Origin of the sequence: Defluviimonas salinarum (assembly GCF_026013545.1) — a bacterium.
GTDB classification, from domain to species: domain Bacteria; phylum Pseudomonadota; class Alphaproteobacteria; order Rhodobacterales; family Rhodobacteraceae; genus Albidovulum; species Albidovulum salinarum.
Genome location: NZ_JAPDOG010000050.1, coordinates 1 through 17,427, shown reverse-complemented (window position 1 = coordinate 17,427; position 17,427 = coordinate 1). Strand labels below are relative to the sequence as shown.

The window sequence follows — 17,427 nt, the reverse complement described above, 5'->3', positions numbered from 1 at the left end:
CGTGCCGGTCCGGATCGAGGACTACTACGGCACCGGAATCCTCCTCGCCTGCGTCACCCATATGGGGCATACGCTGCCGCGGAATCTCAACTTCGGCCTTTACGACTTCGTGAGCGCCGATCTGCCGATGGTGAGGAGCCCGCTGCCAGTGACAAACGGCGAGGTGCGCCTGCCCGACGATTGCGGCCCGGGCCTCGGCGTCGAGGTCAACGAGGAGATCCTTGGAGCACCGGTCGCGGAAATGGCCCTGTGATGCGGGACGCTCTCAAGGGCAACGCCAGGCTCACGACGACGATCGCATGCGCTGCGGCAAGAGCGCGTGCAGCCACACGCGCCAATGCCACGCGAGCGGCTTCGTCCTCCCCAGAAAGGAGACGGTGCGGTAGGTGTGGATGATCCCTTGCGGGCTTTTGCAGTTCTTTGGATGCCGCACGGCAGCCTTCGCGTTCCGGACGTTGGAGCAGGATATAGGACGGTCTGTTGTAGAGGCATGTCGTGTGGACCGCTTCGAGAGACATCATTTATGCACCTTGTCGGCACGCCGGAAAACGGTTCAGGTGCCTGAAATACGTCAGCGGCGGCGAGACGAACCAGAGCGTGCGGGAGCGGCGTTCCGCCACGCGTTTGATCCCTTGCAGCGCGGACAGATCCGCTGCCCGAACCCCTCGCTCCAGAAGGCGGTGCCGCAGCGAAGGCAACGACGCTCTTGCGGCACATCATTGCGTGCCCGCGCCTGAATCGTGTCCTGTTTGGTGAATGGGGTCATGGGTTTTCAGCTTCTGCCTCGATCAGGCGCGCGAGATCACCGAGTGCGCGCTGGATGAGTTTCTGGCGTCTTGCGTCCTGAGCCTCGGAAGTCTCGGAATAACGACGTATCAGATATTGCGCTTTCACGGCCGCCTCGTGCCAGTTGGCGGCAGGCTCGGCAAGAAGTTGCGCTTCCAGTTCTTCCTGCCGTTGGCGGAGCGCGTGCTGATCTGCCTCGAAATCTTTGAGTGAATGTCGCCGGATATCGGTTGCCATCCTGCTTTCGGTACTGCGTCTCGCGTCAAGATACACCGGATCGTCGGTCATAGTTTTGTCCCCGCGGCCACCGACATTCCGCCGGGGCGCAGGAACCCGAGCTGGGACGTGCAATCCGCCTTGGATGGCATTCCTTCGTTCTCGGCGGCCTCGATCGATGAGCGGATCGAAGGGCGATCGGTCAGAGCTCCGGGAGCGAGATTTCGGTTCTGCTTGTCGCGGTCGGGGTCCGGTGCGCGCGCACAACCATAGAGGTTGCGAAGCTGACTTTCGGAGACACCGTCGGCTTTCATCACAAGGCGCACCATCGGATCGGCCAGCATCTCTTCGACAAAGAATTGCGTCAGCTCTTTACCGGAAAGCTTGTCCTTGGCGCGGGCCCTCTCCAGATCGGCCAGAGACACGGTCAGGCTCCGCGTCAAACCGGGATGGGACATCCGTGGATTCAGATGCACCAAGACCGAAGCCTTCCAGCCTTCCGGATCGAGATGGTCGGGCGGCGAGTTCAGTTCGGTTTCGATGTCATATTCTCCCGCAGGAAGGACCTCATCAAAACCGGAAAGCCTGAATGGACGGGAAAAAACAGCTATGCTCTTTTCGATGTTTCGTTCCATGATCTGTCTCCTGGTATGACGGTGTCCCAATATTGCGCGTTACCCCGGCAGGGTGCTCGTCAACGCAGCAAGGCGTCTTCCTGACGGGCGGCGTTTCGGATGCCGAGGGCGCAGCAGTTCTGGTGACCGTGAGGCTTCTGACAGACATCGTGCGATCCTTTTCGTGCGGATATTGGCGCAAAGGGATTGGCAGGTCATTTGTGCCCGCGAAGGCGGCGAAGATGGTGCGTCGCCCGTACAGAGTGTGGCGCCGAAGAACCGCGACCCTTCAGTGTAAATCGGTCGGATTCCCCGGACGCCGCCCGGCCCGCTGTGTCACGATGCCTCGAGTTTGAGCGCGGCCATGCAGGCCTGCGCCAGATCTCGATTGGCGATTTCGGTGCCGGGGACCGTCGCCCAGCCGGCGGCGATCACCGCGTCACGCTGCTTGTAGCTCGCGGCGCTGTTGATGGTGGCGAGTTTCGCAATGCGGTCCGGGTCTGCGCGTGACATTTCAATGCAGACTGGAGTCAGTGCGGTGATCACTTCATCCTCTGCCAGTGTGCGTGCCATCTTGTTGGCCGTTCCACTCGTCATCCAGCCGCCCCACGAAAATCCAACGACCATGATGACAACCGCGCCGATCACGCCGCCGTAGATTCCGGGTTTCAGCCATTCGGGAGTATTCATTTCAAGTCCTCCTGCGGAGAAAGCGCCGCCTCGCTGTCGTTGACGTCCCTCGGGATGTTCCGACCGTGGGTGATCGCCAGCTCCATGTCCCGCTCCGAGACCGGACGCAGTTCGGTACGACCTGCGTGCTCACCCTTGCCGTGAATGGTCAGGTATGTTGCGGTCCGTCGGAATGCCTCAAAGCTGAGGCCCTGAAGGCATTCTTCCTCGATGACGACTTCGTATTCGCCGGCGGGTAGTTCGTCCGGGTAGCCCGGCAAGACGAATTCGTCAGGAAACGTCACCGTATATGTGGACGTCCGCATGTTCATCCCAAGCCTCCGCTATCTTAATGAAAGTCGCTCAACTACCAGGCGCCGCAGGTTCCTGAAGGCCGACACGCAGCAAGGCCTGATGAGTGTCATGACTATAGTCTACTAAAGGGCGACCCTTACTGATCGGTGTTAGCTAGGGGCAGTTTTCTTGCTTTCCGGATACAACCTCGGCCTGTCGCCCATGTCCAAACCAGCCGGCCCACCACATCGCTGATCTGCGTAAGGGCGCGGCGGAAGCGCAGCCGATAACATCAAAGAACCAGTTGTCGGCATCTTTCGGGCGACTGGCGCCTCTATGGTCCCAACGGAGGCTCGTCATGGTTGGGTCTAAAGAAGTATTGGAGCGTTGTATGTCGAGGCTGGACGTTCTTCACCCGGACGGAAGCGACTTTGACCGGTTTCTGTACGCCTTCGTTGGCGAAGACCAGAACGGGTCGGCCGTTACGGTGCTCTCCGCACTCGCCAGGCTTGGCTTCGATCCCTGGGAAGAGGCGGCCAGACTTGCAGATTCAGGGCCGGACGCGGCGCGCGGACGGCTAGGGGCGATACTTTCGGGGTTCAAGGATATCCCCGCGCTCAGCCTCGAACACGGTGCGGTCGCCGCGAAACTGGCCGTCCTGTTGCCTGCTCCTCTGCCTAACCGCATACCGGGCCTGACAGTTCCCGTGATGCCGAACTGGCCGCCGGGCTCCTTCACACGCGCCCTGCTGGTTGTGTTTTTCCTTCTGGTTCTGGCGCGGGTCTACGTCCTGGCCAATTCGGGATGAGCTGTTCGGATGTCGGATATCGAGCGACCGGACCGGACGCATTTCAGGCAACGGGAGGGCGGACGACCATACGGTATGCGGCACCGCGACGGGACCACGCAGAACGGTTCTGGAGCGATGAATTGGACAATATGCAGACGGCTGCCGCCGCCGTGATCCTTCCCCCACCTTCCCCGACGTCAGACCTTAATACCGAGACCCGTGCCGGTCAGGCTAACCTGCGTCAGTGCAGAGATCGCGCCAAGCCCGCTAGCTGACCTGTGCCCGGCGAGTATTTGGCGGGCACGTTTTTTCCGAGTACTGAAGATTTCCGAGTACGGAAGAAGCGTGAGGGCGTGCAGACGACAATTGGTGGGTATTGCCCTCACGCTTCTTATTCTCGGAACGTCCAGGACAGGACATCCCATGACACCCGAAATCAACAAGGCCGCCGACAAGATGAAATACGTCAAGACCAACTGGGACAAGGCGCCCGATGGCCCTACGAAGGACGCGGTCCTGAAGCACTGCCAGGCCGACGAGAAGGCTCATACGGCAAAGAACGATGCCGAGACCAACAAGGAACTCGACGCGGCCACTCACGCCCTCGCGTGACACCCGACGTCTGGGCTTTTGACCGGGTCGCCCTGCTTGATAGGAGGCCGGCCCCTAAGCGTCAACTCGCCAGCAACCTCTTGACGAATCGGACGCAACGAACATGGAACTTATGCCGCCGCGTACAGCCAATCCTGGCCCAGCAACAGCTTGTGAAGGAAGACCCGAAACTACCTAGGCTAACATGTGTCAGTGCGCCACCAAAGCAGGTTGGCGATAATGCCCGAAGCTTAACGAATCCCCGTTTGGCTACGGTTTTCCTAGCAGTCGTGAAGGACTAGAGATCAATCGATCTCAATCGTTTCATTTCTCCATAATTTCGGCGACTTGGGAGAACCCAAGAAAGGATACAATTATGTTTTTCGTAAAGATTCTTTCCTCCGGTTTGGAATTCGTGCGGAGTTTTGCCCGGAAGTGTGGACGTTTGGCCGCGTCATCGGCACTCCTGGTGTTCGGCTTCACGGCCGCAAGTTTTGCGGAAGGTGATGCTACCACAGCAAAAGCCGCCGAGCTCCAATCGGCGCCGTATGTTCGGGCATGTACGCAATTGGAGCTCTCAGCGGAGCTTCACGCGAGCGAATGTGGGCGCCTCAGCGTCTCAGAAGTAACGCTTCGCTTGAATGCCCTTCAAGGCAACGGCGAGCGCAACTGATGTAACCGGCCGGATTGGGCCGCAGTGGCCGCGATGATCTGTGATAGGCTCGCGGCATGGAGATTGACCGAGACCGGATCGACGACGCCGTTCTGGGCCTGATGTGGTTGACGCTGCATGATGAGCGGCGGGCTTGGAAAGGCTTTGACTGGGAGTGCTTGGGGCGGTTGCACGAGAAGGGGCTGATTGCCGATCCGGTCAACAAGACGAAGTCGGTTGTCTTGACGGATGAGGGGCTGAGGTGCGCCGAGGAACTCTTTCGAGCGATGTTCACGCGGCCTCGGCCTTGACGGTGCCCATGGGCTTCCAGTTCCAAGGCAGAAGCTCATCGATCCGATTGATCTTGTGGTCGTTGATCCGGGCGAAGATATCGGCGAGGTAGGCCTGCGGATCGAGCCCGTTGTCCTTTGCGGTCTCGATGATGGTCATCGCGGCGGCCAGCGTCTCGCCGCCGGCATCCGAGCCCGCGAATAGAAAATTCTTTCTGCCCAATGCTATAGGCTTCATCTTCCGCTCGGCCGGGTTGTTGTCGATTGCCACGCGACCGTCGTCGAGGAACAGGCGGAACGACTCCCAGCGGTTCAGCCCGTAGCGGAACGCCTTGGCCAGATCGCTCTTTCCGGGAATGCGCTTGAGCTGCTCCTCGGCCCAGGCCCTGAAGGCCTCGACCTTGGGTTTGCTCCGGGACTGACGCGCAGCACGGCGCGCCTCAGCGCTTTGCCCTGTGATCTCGGCCTCAATGTCGTAGAGCTCGCCGATCCGCTTCAGGGCCTCGAGCGCGATGGCGGAGCCGGTTCCCTTGTGGACGTCGAAGAAGTCTCGTCTGAGGTGTGCCCAACAAGCGGCCTCGCGGATCCGCGGCTGGCCGTCCTCGTCCGGTACACAGAGCGATTTGAAACCGGTATAGGCATCGGCCTGGAGGATCCCGCGGAAACCGGCGAGATGCTTATGGGGATGCTCCCCCTTGCGATCGACCGAGAAGAAATAGGCGCTGCTGGGTGGCGCCGCTCCGCCCCAGGGCCGGTCATCTCGGAGGTAGATCCAGATCCGCCCCTCCTTCACGCCCTTGCCGATCCCCTCGTTGCGCTTCGAGGGATCGAGGACGCGGACGGTGGTGTCGTCGGCATGCAGCCGGTCGGTCTTCATCACCTCCGTGCGGATCCGCTCGACCAGCGGCGCCAGCACCCGGATGCCCTGACCGCACCAGTCGACCAAGGTCGAGGACGGAATGTCGGCGCCCATCCGGGCGAAGATCTCCTGCTGGCGATAGAGCGGCAAATGGTCGTCGAATTTGGCGACGAGGATATGCGCCAGCAGCGCCGGCCCCACCATGGCGCGCGGGATCGGGCGCGACGGCGCGGCAGGCTGAGTGATCTTCTCGCAGCGACGGCAGGACTTCTTCAGCCGGGCCGTCTCGACCACCTTCAGCCTGGCGGCGATCAGATCGAGGATCTCACTGACGTCTTCGCCGACCAGGCGCAGGGCGCCGCCGCAGTCGGGGCAACTGTCGCCGGGATCGAGCACGATGCGCTCGCGCGGCGTCGCGGCCGTCACCCGCGGCTTGCGGCGGCGCGGGACGGTGACCGTCTTGCCCTCGGCGACCGACGCAGTGACCGCGTCATCCTCTTCGGGCGGCATCTCGGCCTCACTGCTGGCCTGGCTCACCTCGAGGTTCTCGAGCGCCAGTTCCAACTGCTCGATCTCGCGCGCGATCTTCTCCGAGCTCTGGCCGAACCGCTGCTTCTTCAGCCGGGTGATCCGCAGCCGCAGCGCCTGCACCAGCGCTTCATGGGCCCGCAGGCTGACCTTCAGCCTTGCAACCGTCTCTTCCACCTTCGCGTTCTCCGCCTGTAAAGCCGCGATCATCGCCTTCAAGGCGGCCGGATCGTCGGGCAATTGGGCGGTGGAGGAGGACATGCGGATGTCTATCACGACAGGCAAGAATGGCCAATAAAATAAAGCAAAAACAGATGGATAATCAACCAACCCGGGCCGGCGGCGCGCCCCAGTCTGGTCGTCGCCAGTCGATTCCTTCCCAGAGCATGGCCAGTTGCGCCGAGGTTGGCCGGGCCACCCCGTCACTGGCCGAGGGCCAGGGAAAACGTCCACGGGACAGGACCTTGTAATAGAGACAAAATCCCTGACCGTCCCAATACAAAAGCTTCACCCTGTCACTCTTGCGTCCGCGAAAGGCGAAGACAGCGCCACCGGTCGGCTTCTGTCGCAGAACGTCTTGGGCGAGCGCTGCGAGGCCCGCAATCCCCTTCCTCATGTCAGTTGTGCCGCAGGCCAGGTAGACCCGCACACCGGTGCCAGGGCCGATCATGCCGTCTCCACCAACCGGATCAGTCGCGCCAGATGGCAATCCTCAACGGGGCCATTGCACAAAAGTCGGCGCCCGTTGCGCAGCACGATCTCCAGCGTGGACACCGACGGCCCCGCTGCCGCTCGCACCTCAGGTTCCGGCACTGGAGAAAGGTCGACCGGCAGAAACACAGCCCCCTCGGATCGCGGCCACATTCCCTTGCGGCGCAGCTCCCGCCGCCACTGGTAGATGTGCTGTCGCGTCAGGTCTTCCTCCCGCGCCACATCCGAAACTGTCCGGCCGGCTATGCCAACCCGCGCGAGGATCGCCAGCTTCTCCTCATCAGACCATCGCCGGCGGCGTTCCACACCCAGCACTTCACCCTGCCGCATTCAATCTCCAAGCCGATACGACGTCGGTAACGACGTCAATAACGACGTAGCCTAAGATCTGAAGACCACACTCGGAAGGCGGTCCAAAGCGGCCGGTTACCAACTGATCGCTTAGCCGCGAAGACTGCGCCTTGTGAAAATTTGAAGGTCTTTAACTAGATCTGCCATGGCCGCCCCTCTATCAAAAGGGCGGCCATTGTCACTTGAGAAGCGGGCCAGTTTGATCCAGATAGGCCGGATCGAAATCCGCCAGTGCCACCAGACGTTCATAGTCATCGAAGGTCACGTGACCGTCCCGGAATGTGACCAGCCCGGCTTCCCGAAGCTGTCGCAGGACACGATTGACGTGGACAGCACTCAGACCCAGCGCATCGGCGAGGTGATATTGTGTCAGTGGGCAGTCATATCCCGCCTTGCTGCCCATCCCCACCAGAGCCAGCCGGACACCGAGTTCCAGCAGGAAATGCGCCATGCGGGCATTCGCGTCGCGGCGTCCGATGCATACCAGATGCTCGACCACCATCGCTTCGTCCCTGCTTACCGCCCATAGAACCGCCATCGCCAGTCTCGGCGTGTGCGCGAAGGCCTCCAGAAGGTCGCTCGCCAGCACCTCCGCTGCCTGGATATCAACGACCGGTTCGATGCTGTGATCGGATGTGTGCAGAAGGACGCTGCGCAGGCCCAGAAAATCGCCGGGGATCTGGAAATCGACAATCTGCCGCGATCCATCCGGCTGGATCTTGTAAGAGCAGACCCAGCCTTCCGAGAGGATATAGGCCGCCTGATCGGACTGCCCCTGATGCACCAGATCGCGCCCCGCGACAAAAGACCTGCGCCTTTGGTGCAAACGGTCCAACACCGCAAGCTCTGCGTCCGAGAGGGCTACAAAGGCGGAAAGCTTCCGAGTGAGAGGACTGTCTTGGATAATGCTCAACGGCGCCTCCCAGGGCGGGCAATGAATTAGTGGGAAATCGGCGCACGGACTGCTTTCGATCAGCCCAACTTACAGCATTTTCTGAAAGATTGGGAACGTAGATCAGACCAGCACGGCGCCATGATCCCTTCGCAGCATCAAGGAGATTCTCGAAATGCCCTTCCAGACGGACTATTCCGGAATCGCGGCCCTCTCGATCTGCGAGGCGCTCCTTCTTGCGATTAGCGATCACAAGCTGCTCCCCGAACGCGAGATTGCCGGAGTTCTCAGAGACGCTGCCGCAACCCACGAAAACGCGGTCGGCACGGCCATAGAAATGGAGACGCACCGAGTTGTCGCTGGCCTCATCCACCGGATCGCTACCGGCAATAGTGTGCTTCGTCAGTCGTGAAATATACAAATCAAAAGAACATGTTTGTACGAAGCCTATTGCCTCGGCGTGCCCTCTTCATCCAGAGCGACGAACACAAAGCCTCGCAAAGACGCACTTCATTGCATCAATCGCTGCGCATTCGACCAACGTCTCTTCTGGGCAAGCGGCACTGCGGCGTATACGCCTGCGATGAACAGCCGGATCGGGCCGACAGGGCCGTCACTGTCCCTTCGGTGTCACGTCCTTCATCCCCTTCTGCAACAGCAGCGCCACTTGGTCGACAGTAAACTTGAACCCCTGTCCATCCGGGATACGTTCGGCCGAGACGGGGTATTTGGGGCGGCGGGGGGCGATGCCCGTGATCCTGAACAAATCGCGCCCTGTGCTGAACTGGCGGCCGAAATCGGTCGGCGACAAACCGAATGCTTCGGCCAGCGCCTCGAAGCGCAGTCTTTCCGGGTCGAGCAGGGTGCCGTCAGGCAACGGAATCGACACACGGACGGCAGCATCGAAACCCCAGCACAACTCCATGCCGGTGATTTCCTTCGCCTCGACCACCAGACCGTGGCGGCCGGCGACGTCCTGGCAAGCCTTCAGCATCTCCTGTTGCAGCCGCCGGCAGAGCACCGGTGTAAGGTTTCGAGGGGGTTTGGCATTTGGCATGGCGAAGACAGTTCTTGGGATCGCCACCAGTGCTAGCCCATGAGCCGGTCGCGATCAAATCGGCATCGGCGCGGCGCCCTCATTTCTACCTGCTAAGGCGCCGTGCGCCGGGCGTTCCGGCCCAACCATTTGATCTTTCTGTCCGGAGCGCCCCTCCCTGCCCCAATTCCACCTTCCGCCTGTATTCCGGTCCCTGCGCCGTGGTCCGACTTGATAGTGGCACGGGTCTATGCCTGTGTCCTGGAGCAAGGAGGCGGGATGCATGGTCAAACGACTGAAACTCAACGAGAAAACACTACGCGAGGCGGAACCGAAGCCCGACGTCAGCTATCAGATCTTCGACACGGAGGTGATCGGCTTCGCCGCGCGGGTGCAGGCCTCGGACGCGCGGACCTTCACCATCGACTACCGGCACGCGGGACGGCAGCGGCGGATGACCATCGGGCGCTGGCCAGAGTGGAGCGTGACGGCCGCGCGCGAACGCGCCAAGGAGCTGCGCCGGGCCATCGACGAGGGGCAGGATCCCCTGGCGGCGCGGGATGAGTGGCGCGGGGCGCCGCGTGTCACGTGATCAGCCCCACCTGAGTGGTCCGATTTGATTGTTAGTGCATGACTGGCCTCTGGTCCATCGGGATGACGGATTCAGGGGCCGGCGGGCGGTAGCCCAGAGCACTGTGGGGGCGTTTCGTGTTGTAGTGTTTCCTCCATTGCTCGATGAGGATCTTGGCCTCTCGGAGGCTGTAAAAGACCTCGCCGTTGAGCAGCTCGTCCCGGAACCTGGCATTGAAGCTCTCGCAGTATCCGTTCTCCCAGGGTGACCCTGGTTCGATGTAGGGCGCGCTGTCATCGCAGCGGATCGAGACCGGCGAGGAAGTGGCCATCCTCGCCGAGGCCGACAAGTTCGTGGAGTTCTTTGAGGACCCCGACGCATCGGATCTGGCACAGGATATCCGGGCGCGGTGTTTCTCGGGGCAGAACGACCTGATGCGGGCACTCCAGGATGTGGTCGCCGAGAAGCGCGACGAACTTGTCCGGGCGGCACCTTACTCCGAGCTCGACGAAGTCAACGAGTTCCTTGGCTTCTGTGCGGGCATCATCTGCGACGGGCTCATCCTGAAGGCCGAGGCAGAGGCGATGCTCGCCCGCTTCCACGCGAGCATGGTCTTGTCCCGTTCGGTGGTCTACCGCGACCTCTGGCGCGCGCTTGAGGCGGCCCTGGCGGACAAGATACTGACCGAGATCGAGTCAGAGGAAATCCGTGAATGGATCGCGCTTCTCGTGGGCGACGGCTTCGCCGATACCGGCCTGCCGAATATTGGCAATGTGGCGCAGTTCGATACGCCGATCATCGACCCGGCCGAGGTCGACCTCGCCGGCAGCTGTTTTGTCCTGACCGGCCCGATGCAGATGGGCGCGCGCAGCTTCATCATCTCGGAGATCGAGCGTTGCGGCACAGTCGCGTCCTCGACCAGCCGGAAGACTCGCTACGTCGTCATCTCGCAGACCGCGTCGAAGAACTGGCGCACGTCGCATTTCGGCACCAAGATCGAACGGGCGAAGGGGCTGATCGCCGAGGGCTACCAGCTCCGCTTCGTTTCCGAAACGGCCTTGGCCAAGGCCATTGCACGACACGAATGCCTTTGATGACAACCCGATCTCCGACACGCGCCGGGGCAAGGCGAACCGAAGATGTGGCGTACCCCTCAGGCGTCCCGATCGGATCGTTCCGGTTCATCGCCCTGGACGTGGAGACCGCCTGCAGCGATGCCGCGAGCATCTGCCAGATCGGCATCGCCTCATCCAGCACAGCGGATTTGACCGGCGCGCCATTCATGGCGCCTATGCTGCGTTTGGCCGCGAGTCGCCGCGCTGGAGATGGGGAGACAGCGTCCGGATCGCCCGTCGCGCGTGGCCCGAGTTCTTGGACAACGGCGGCCATGGCCTTGCGCATCTGAAGCAGCGTCCGGATCTGGACTTCGATCACCACGACGCTGGCGAAGACGCCCGCGCCGCCGCAATGGTGGTCTTGCATGCCGAGCGACGCACACAACTGGTATTCGAAACGCTACTTGGCAAGCAGCCACTATGACGGCCTGGCCGGCCCTTTCCTGACCTTCATTGTGATTTGGGGCGCCGCAGTGCAGCCTCTGCAAATCCGGTCATGGTGGGCGCAGCGTCCCTCGGCCGACGGACATCAGCTTTGCCGGGCCATCGCCGGAACGGAGCCATGGCAGCGAGCCGACCAGAATGACCGGGTCTCAGCCAATCGTCGCCATGCTCGTCGTGAACCACCAGATTTCTTGAGCCGCGGCTGGATTGCGAATTGGCATTCGGGCGGGTACCCACGGCACCGGCATCTAGGAGACGCGCCATGAGCAGTTCGGATCAGGACCTCGATCGCCTCGACGAGCTCTTGTCGGCCTTGCCGCAGGAAAATCTTCCGATGAGCTTGAGCGAGCTCGACGGCTATGTGACCGGCATCCTTTCCTGTCCCGACCTCATCCCGCCTTCGGAATGGCTTCCCCATGTCTGGGGGGAAACCGGTCATGCCGGTTTTCCCGACCTGACGACCGCCGATGCAACGATCTCGGCGGTGATGGCGCATTACAATGCTGTCGCCGCGGAGATGACAAGGACCCCCTGGATCGAACCGATCTACGAGGTGGATCCGAACAGCGATGAGACACTGTGGGAGCCTTGGGTCGACGGGTTCACCCGCGCGATGCGGCTGCGCCCCGAGGCTTGGGAAAAAGTGCTTGAGCGGGCCGATGAAGAGACGCGATCGTCGCTGATCTTCCTGCTCGCCCTGCAGGACGTTTACGAGGGAACCAGCGCGTTCACCGAGGAAGAGATCGACGAGATCGACCTCGAAGCCCCGGATATGATCCGGAATTGCATCGCTGCGATCCTGCTGGCCTCGCGCCCTGCCCTCGTCATGAAGGCCGAAAACCGGTCCCGCGCGTCCATTCCGCACAAGCACCCGGGCCGAAACGAACGCTGCCCATGCGGTTCAGGTCGAAAATACAAGCAGTGCTGCGGGAAAAACTGACAAGCTTGGTCGCATAGGTAACGGACGTTCACTCGCCGAGCGCGGCGGCGACGAATGTGTCGAGGCCCTCTAGATAGCGCCCTTCGCTGACGAGAAAGCCGTCGTTGTGCCCTCCTCGGATTTCTAGAAACTCCTTGGGCGGGCGAGCGGCAGCATGGAGCCTCACGCCCTGCTCGAAGGGGATAATCTCGTCATCGCGGCTGTGAATGACCAGCACGGGGCAGGTCGCGGACTGTAGGAATTCGGCAGCCGGGAAACGGATGCGCGCCAGCCACCGCACCGGAAGCCAGGGGTATATCCCGGCGCCCAGGTCGGGAAGCGAAACGAAACCGCTTTCGAGGATCAACGCGCCGGGCTTTTGCCGGCCCGCCACATACGCCGCGACGGCCGCGCCCAGCGACCGGCCGAACAGGACGATCCGGTCCGGGGGAGTTCCCATCTCCTCGGTCAGATGGCGCCAGACCGCGTCGGCGTCGCGGTAGATCCCGGCTTCTGAGATCTCGCCCGCGCTTTGCCCGTAGCCGCGATAGTCGAAGATCAGGGTCGCGAGGCCGAGTTCGTTGAAATGCCGCAAGGACTCGAGCCGGTGCGAGATGTTACCGGCATTGCCATGAAAGAACAGGACCGTGCCGCGGGGATCAGATGCCGGCACATGCCACGCGACGAGGCTGACCCTGTCTTCGGTCAGGATGTCGAGCCGCCGAAAGGCCAGCCCGATACTGTCCGGGTCGGGGCCGAGCGCACGGGACGGCACGTTGGGAAAATACACAAGCCGCGATTGAAAGACGAACGCGGCAAGAAGCAGCGCGCCATAGCACGCATCGATCAGCATCGCGGTCCCAACGACCGCGCTCAAGGATCTCCGCCTGTCCACCACAGGATCATGTCACCTCTTGGAAACTACTCAGAAAAGCTGCCAGATTCACGCCACAGGCGAAAGCGCCACGGATGACCGGCTGACGTCGTCGGGGGACCGCCAACGGGCAAGGACGGCTCTTAAGCGACATTCGTCGGTGTATATCGCGCTGCAATGCAGCTTCCCCAAAGCCGCCGTTGGCACTCATTCACAGCATTTCCGCCGGTCGACCGGTCGCAGAGCGGGAAAAGCCGCCGGCGACCTAGTCCGTCATGTGCCACGCATGGCCGCCAATGCGATCGTTGAAACGCCGGCCGAGCGTTTTACTCCTTCAGGAACCGCTCGACGATCAAGTTGAACGTCTCTGGCATCTCGAGGTGAAAGGCGTGACCTGCGTTCGGTGCAATGAAGAGCTGGGCCTTGGGAATCTTTCTCCACATCTCGATGGACAGGTCGGGGTGCGTGGAGCGATCGCCATCACCGCAAACCACGAGAGTTGATGTCGTGACATCCCCCAACCGGTCTCTGGCCTTCCAGGGATCCCAGGATCTGAGGTGCACGAACGCGCCGTCCGTGTTCGAACGCGCGCCGGCCTTGAGCGCGAAACTGAACATCGGGTCATCTTTGTCGCGTTGGAACCATTCTGCGGCGATGCCAGCCGCAAACGCCTCCATACCCTTTTCTTCGAGCTTCCTGACGCTGCTTTCGGTCGATTCAAAGCGGTCCGGCAGGAAACCGTCGGGACAGCCTCCGTAGAGAACCATCTTTTCCAACAGATTTCGATGCCGGAGGCTGATCTCAAGAGCGATCATCGCCCCAAGCGAATGGCCAAGAATTGAAAACTTCTTCAAGCCGATGGATTTTACGGTTTCCAGCACAAGCTCACTTTGCTCTTCGACGGTCGGCGGCACAGCTATGTCATGGCTTTCGCCGAAGCCGGGAAGGTCAATGGTCGTGACCGAAAAGTCGTCCGACAGATGATCGGTCAACGGGCCGAAGATCAGCCCGCTGCTCAGAAATCCATGGACCAGCAGGACATCTGGCCCCTCGCCTCGGCGATTCCAGCTCAACATCATGTCTTCCCGCATCAAGTCTGCGTCAACAGACTGCAGTCAGGGAGATACTGGGGCTCGTCGAGTCGTGCGTCTAGTGCGAATGATGGGCCACGCCTGAATATACGATCGGTCCGTAGAGCGCTTGTTGCAATGCTGACAGGGCGTCCGGCCGATTGCCCAGCGAGAACACGGCATGCTCAATCGAGGCCCTTCGCTCAGCCGACAGAACCGGTGCAGTAAACGTGTGGAACTTCTCGACAATACCGTCTCGTAAAATTGGGTTGGAGTGTTCGCCCGGCGCGCGGACGATGCCGGAGTCGCATGTGCGGCCGTCGAATGTGGTGAGGATCGTGCGACCGAGACGATCGGCTGGGAAGTTGGCGTTGCAGTGCGGACATTCGGCCACCGTGGTCACTGATACAAGCCGTGCGATCTCTGGGTCATGGAAGGTCTTCCCCGAGACCTCATGGGCGCCGAGTGCGCCGCAGACCAGAGCGGCGGCAACCGGATAGTCCAGACTGTACTGCGCCACGGCGGTGGTCTCCGGAATCCCGCGCGCGAGGCGCGTGGCTTCGTGGAAGCTCTCAACGTGGATCGACGCAATGTCGGAGGCTTGGAGATGGTGCGCCGCGCGCAGATCTAGCGCGGCCTTGACCGGCGCATGCGCCCATCGGCATATCGGATAGAGCTTGATGTTTTGCCTATCCGTCAACCACGTGTGGCCGAGATCTTCCCAGTAGTCGGATGCGTCGTCGCCTTCCACTGTCACGGCTGGCGCGCCGGAGTAACCCATTAGAGCCAGTTCCGCCGCCGAGACGCCGACCATGGCACCCCATCCCGAACCATCATGCAGCATCGTGGGATTGCCGATCTCGCGCATCATCTGGCTACGCGGGCCATGATACTCCGCGATTCCAATCGCATGGCGCAGGATATCGGGGTGCGGATTGAGCAATCGAACGCCGAGCGCGGCGACGGCGAGTGACACCCAAGCGCCGGACGTATGGTAATCGGACACCGTGCCGTGCAACGCTAGGCCGGCGCGGCATGCGATTTCGTATCCGACGACCAGAGATGTCAGGAAGTCTTCCCCGGTCAATTCGCCCTTTCTTTCTGCAAAGGCCAGGAGACTTGGCAGAAGACCGCACCCGGCATGGCCTTTAGCGGCACTATACCCATCATGTGCATCAAGGCTGTCGATCTGCGTCGCACCGGCATAGGCGGCGCCGACAAGACTCGCGCAACGTCCATCGAACAAGATGCGTGCGCGTGCGTCATCGGCGCCCGCGCTCATCTGCCTGACCGCCATTTCCCGCCCGATTCTCGCGGCCTCGATCTGTGCCGCCGCCGCGCTCACCCCGATCAGGTCGAGGCAATAATCCTTCACGCGCTCACGCGTGCGCAACGGGATATCGTCATATCGAGTGCGAAGCGCGAAGTCGGCAAAGGCGCGACGTCGTGCAGCGTCGAATGGCATAGCGTCTCCTCGCGGTACGCTTGAACGTGACGGGTCTAAGGTTATGCCACCTTGGGCGGTCTTGGCCCAACGAGACTGTCACCAACACGCGTGCTTGTCGAGACGCCCCATCCGTGGCGCACATCGTCAAATGCCCATGTCAAGCACGTGTTCCGACATGAGCGACGTTTCGGGGGCGGTTCGATCTGGGCTCACACCGGCCGATCTCCGCTCCGCGGCGGGCGGGGGGACGTTCCGAACAGACGCTGGCCTGCGCGGACGGCCCTGAGCTGCCATTCACGAGGCGGGCTGTCGCGGCGGTGCAGCTTCCCCGAACCAGTCTTTCGCGGCATCCTGCAGCATTGGCTAACAGGCCAAAGTTTGCAGCGCGGACTTTCCTGCCGTGCATGATACTCGGTCGAAGATCTGCTTTATAGGCAGCCCGTGAGGCTTTAGAGCGGGTGCAGATGTATTGTTATGTCGACGAGAGCGGGAACACCGGAAACCAGCTCTTCGATCCGGCTCAGCCCGTCCTCTACTACGGCTAATCTCGTCGAAGACGAATCTTGATGTCTCTGCCGAGCCACTGCTTCGACTAGCTCGTGCGAAGCTCGGAGTGGAGCGCCTTCATGCAAATGAGCTGGGCGTCGGTCGGCTCTCAGAGGTCGCGTTGAGCCTTGGTCGCTTCGCGCTGAAGCGCGACGTGCGGTTCTCGCTCTACAAGGTGGTGAAGCCCGACCACGCCATCATCACCTTCTTCGACCAAGTCTTTGACGCCGGGCTCAACGAAGCGGTTCGATGGGACCACTACTGGACACCATTGCGGTACGCCGTCGTCGTCAAGGTCGCCCACCTGTTCGACGAAGAGACCGCATAAGCCGCTTGGGCGGCACGAGTGGAGACCAACCCCGCACGAGCTGCGGAAGCTCTGCAAAGGCTGTGCGCGACGCTTCAGGGCCGTATCTGTCGCCTAACGGATGCTCGCTCCCGCGAACTGATCTCTGGTGCGCTGACCTGGGCCGCTGCGAACCCGTTCGAGATCAGTTACGGTGCCGGGAACAAAGATAGCGCGCGTCAGATCTCCCCGAACCTCGTGGGCTTTCAGCAAGTGCTCCAATCGGTGGCCACTCAGGCTCAGAAGCAGTCTCGGCAAGTCCGCCAGATCGTCGTGGACCGGCAGACCCAGTTCAATCGGGCGCAAGGCGAGCTGGCCGACATCTATCGGCGCCTTCGAGGCCGGAAGCATCCCATGGGCCCCGGAATGCCGGAGATGGACATGACAAACATGCCGGAGGCCCCGCCGGTCTTTCGACCGGGTGACGAGAGCGCGGGCCTTGAGTTGATCGATGTCGTGCTCTGGGTCGCGAAGCGGTGGCAGGAGGGTAAGCCTCTATCCCCGGAACTGGGGAAGATGTGCAACGCCTTCGCTAAACGCGGCGGCATAGACGAGGTATCGCTTAGCGGGCTGGAGCGCCGGTGGAGCTTCCTTTCGTCCCTGCCAGATCCCGACGGCCCATTACCTGATGATCTAACGAAGCAGATCGCCAGATGGGAGGACGAGCGAATACAGGCGGTGATAAGTTGTTAAAGCCGCCATTGTCAACGGCGGCGTAAAAACCGTCCACGTGGCGGAGCAAAACTCGGCCAGTTGAGCGTGCATGTCGTTGAGTGTGGGGAACGCGTCGCGCCCCGGCAGACGCGCTCTTCACAT

The 17,427-nt window shown here is 61.5% G+C and carries 21 protein-coding genes and 3 pseudogenes; 11 read left to right on the top strand and 13 right to left on the bottom strand.

Annotated features, from left to right (window positions below; genetic code table 11):
* A pseudogene (locus OM960_RS24190) lies at nucleotides 1-253 on the top strand (hypothetical protein); the annotation flags it as partial.
* A gap of 509 nt (nucleotides 254-762) precedes the next feature.
* On the opposite strand, the gene OM960_RS24185 reads toward OM960_RS24190, so the two are convergent.
* From OM960_RS24185 to OM960_RS24170, 4 genes are all read right to left on the bottom strand, one after another.
* Complete coding sequence (locus OM960_RS24185) at nucleotides 763-1,023, bottom strand: hypothetical protein (RefSeq protein WP_264773775.1); 261 nt, start codon at nucleotides 1,021-1,023, stop codon at nucleotides 763-765.
* Nucleotides 1,024-1,070: 47 nt separating this feature from the next.
* Nucleotides 1,071-1,637: a hypothetical protein gene (locus OM960_RS24180; protein ID WP_264773774.1), complete on the bottom strand. Its 567-nt coding sequence runs from the start codon at nucleotides 1,635-1,637 to the stop codon at nucleotides 1,071-1,073.
* 315 nt (nucleotides 1,638-1,952) lie between these two features.
* A complete protein-coding gene (locus OM960_RS24175) occupies nucleotides 1,953-2,306 on the bottom strand; it encodes a hypothetical protein (protein ID WP_263340704.1) in 354 nt (117 codons plus the stop codon).
* Entirely contained in the window at nucleotides 2,303-2,617 is a 315-nt protein-coding gene (locus OM960_RS24170; RefSeq protein WP_264773773.1) for a hypothetical protein, read from the bottom strand. Before OM960_RS24170 ends, OM960_RS24175 begins: the two co-directional genes overlap by 4 nt.
* Nucleotides 2,618-2,970: 353 nt before the next feature.
* Between OM960_RS24170 and OM960_RS24165 the strand changes: the two genes are divergently transcribed.
* From OM960_RS24165 to OM960_RS24155, 3 genes are all read left to right on the top strand, one after another.
* Complete coding sequence (locus OM960_RS24165) at nucleotides 2,971-3,387, top strand: hypothetical protein (protein WP_264773772.1); 417 nt, start codon at nucleotides 2,971-2,973, stop codon at nucleotides 3,385-3,387.
* Nucleotides 3,388-3,792: 405 nt separating this feature from the next.
* Nucleotides 3,793-3,981 (top strand): hypothetical protein, encoded by a 189-nt coding sequence (locus tag OM960_RS24160; protein WP_264773771.1) that lies wholly within the window; start codon nucleotides 3,793-3,795, stop codon nucleotides 3,979-3,981.
* Between the two features lie 708 nt (nucleotides 3,982-4,689).
* Entirely contained in the window at nucleotides 4,690-4,923 is a 234-nt protein-coding gene (locus OM960_RS24155) for a DUF6429 family protein (protein WP_264773770.1), read from the top strand.
* Here OM960_RS24155 and tnpC read toward each other — a convergent pair.
* The 4 genes from tnpC to OM960_RS24135 form a co-directional block, all read right to left on the bottom strand.
* A complete protein-coding gene (tnpC, locus tag OM960_RS24150) occupies nucleotides 4,904-6,550 on the bottom strand; it encodes an IS66 family transposase (RefSeq protein WP_264773769.1) in 1,647 nt (548 codons plus the stop codon). The genes OM960_RS24155 and tnpC overlap by 20 nt on opposite strands.
* Before the next feature lie 61 nt (nucleotides 6,551-6,611).
* The gene (gene tnpB, locus OM960_RS24145) at nucleotides 6,612-6,959 is read right to left on the bottom strand and encodes an IS66 family insertion sequence element accessory protein TnpB (protein WP_264773768.1); all 348 of its coding nucleotides are present in this window, start codon (nucleotides 6,957-6,959) and stop codon (nucleotides 6,612-6,614) included.
* On the bottom strand, nucleotides 6,956-7,330 hold the full coding sequence (tnpA, locus tag OM960_RS24140; RefSeq protein WP_264773767.1) for an IS66-like element accessory protein TnpA: 375 nt from the start codon (nucleotides 7,328-7,330) through the stop codon (nucleotides 6,956-6,958). Before tnpA ends, tnpB begins: the two co-directional genes overlap by 4 nt.
* A gap of 199 nt (nucleotides 7,331-7,529) precedes the next feature.
* A complete protein-coding gene (locus tag OM960_RS24135; protein ID WP_432759537.1) occupies nucleotides 7,530-8,258 on the bottom strand; it encodes a Crp/Fnr family transcriptional regulator in 729 nt (242 codons plus the stop codon).
* Between the two features lie 160 nt (nucleotides 8,259-8,418).
* On the opposite strand from OM960_RS24135, the gene OM960_RS24130 reads away from it, so the two are divergent.
* The gene (locus OM960_RS24130) at nucleotides 8,419-8,655 is read left to right on the top strand and encodes a hypothetical protein (protein WP_264773765.1); all 237 of its coding nucleotides are present in this window, start codon (nucleotides 8,419-8,421) and stop codon (nucleotides 8,653-8,655) included.
* 201 nt (nucleotides 8,656-8,856) lie between these two features.
* Here the strand turns inward: OM960_RS24130 and OM960_RS24125 are convergent, their stop codons facing one another.
* On the bottom strand, nucleotides 8,857-9,300 hold the full coding sequence (locus OM960_RS24125) for a hypothetical protein (protein ID WP_264773764.1): 444 nt from the start codon (nucleotides 9,298-9,300) through the stop codon (nucleotides 8,857-8,859).
* 262 nt (nucleotides 9,301-9,562) lie between these two features.
* On the opposite strand from OM960_RS24125, the pseudogene OM960_RS24120 reads away from it, so the two are divergent.
* Nucleotides 9,563-9,865, top strand: a pseudogene (locus OM960_RS24120) (Arm DNA-binding domain-containing protein); the annotation flags it as partial.
* A 37-nt stretch (nucleotides 9,866-9,902) separates the two neighbouring features.
* On the opposite strand, the pseudogene OM960_RS24115 reads toward OM960_RS24120, so the two are convergent.
* Nucleotides 9,903-10,133 (bottom strand): annotated as a pseudogene (locus tag OM960_RS24115) (integrase core domain-containing protein); the annotation flags it as partial.
* 40 nt (nucleotides 10,134-10,173) lie between these two features.
* Between OM960_RS24115 and OM960_RS24110 the strand changes: the two are divergent.
* The 3 genes from OM960_RS24110 (at nucleotide 10,174) to OM960_RS24100 (ending at nucleotide 12,349) form a co-directional block, all read left to right on the top strand.
* Nucleotides 10,174-10,944, top strand: coding sequence for a BRCT domain-containing protein (locus OM960_RS24110; protein WP_264773763.1), 771 nt, complete (start codon nucleotides 10,174-10,176; stop codon nucleotides 10,942-10,944).
* A complete protein-coding gene (locus tag OM960_RS24105; protein WP_264773762.1) occupies nucleotides 10,922-11,389 on the top strand; it encodes a 3'-5' exonuclease family protein in 468 nt (155 codons plus the stop codon). Before OM960_RS24110 ends, OM960_RS24105 begins: the two co-directional genes overlap by 23 nt.
* A gap of 234 nt (nucleotides 11,390-11,623) precedes the next feature.
* A complete protein-coding gene (locus OM960_RS24100) occupies nucleotides 11,624-12,349 on the top strand; it encodes a UPF0149 family protein (protein WP_264773761.1) in 726 nt (241 codons plus the stop codon).
* A 28-nt stretch (nucleotides 12,350-12,377) separates the two neighbouring features.
* Here OM960_RS24100 and OM960_RS24095 read toward each other — a convergent pair whose 3' ends face one another.
* From OM960_RS24095 to OM960_RS24085, 3 genes are all read right to left on the bottom strand, one after another.
* Nucleotides 12,378-13,181 (bottom strand): alpha/beta hydrolase, encoded by an 804-nt coding sequence (locus OM960_RS24095; RefSeq protein ID WP_264773760.1) that lies wholly within the window; start codon nucleotides 13,179-13,181, stop codon nucleotides 12,378-12,380.
* Between the two features lie 347 nt (nucleotides 13,182-13,528).
* A complete protein-coding gene (locus OM960_RS24090; protein WP_264773759.1) occupies nucleotides 13,529-14,278 on the bottom strand; it encodes an alpha/beta fold hydrolase in 750 nt (249 codons plus the stop codon).
* Between the two features lie 73 nt (nucleotides 14,279-14,351).
* Nucleotides 14,352-15,737 carry an MmgE/PrpD family protein gene (locus OM960_RS24085; RefSeq protein ID WP_264773758.1) on the bottom strand — a complete coding sequence of 462 codons (1,386 nt, stop codon included), beginning with the start codon at nucleotides 15,735-15,737 and terminating at the stop codon, nucleotides 14,352-14,354.
* A 595-nt stretch (nucleotides 15,738-16,332) separates the two neighbouring features.
* Here OM960_RS24085 and OM960_RS24080 point away from each other — a divergent pair.
* Nucleotides 16,333-16,593 (top strand): hypothetical protein, encoded by a 261-nt coding sequence (locus tag OM960_RS24080; RefSeq protein WP_264773757.1) that lies wholly within the window; start codon nucleotides 16,333-16,335, stop codon nucleotides 16,591-16,593.
* An 18-nt stretch (nucleotides 16,594-16,611) separates the two neighbouring features.
* Entirely contained in the window at nucleotides 16,612-17,304 is a 693-nt protein-coding gene (locus tag OM960_RS24075) for a hypothetical protein (RefSeq protein ID WP_264773756.1), read from the top strand.
* The last annotated feature ends 123 nt before the right edge of the window (nucleotides 17,305-17,427 follow it).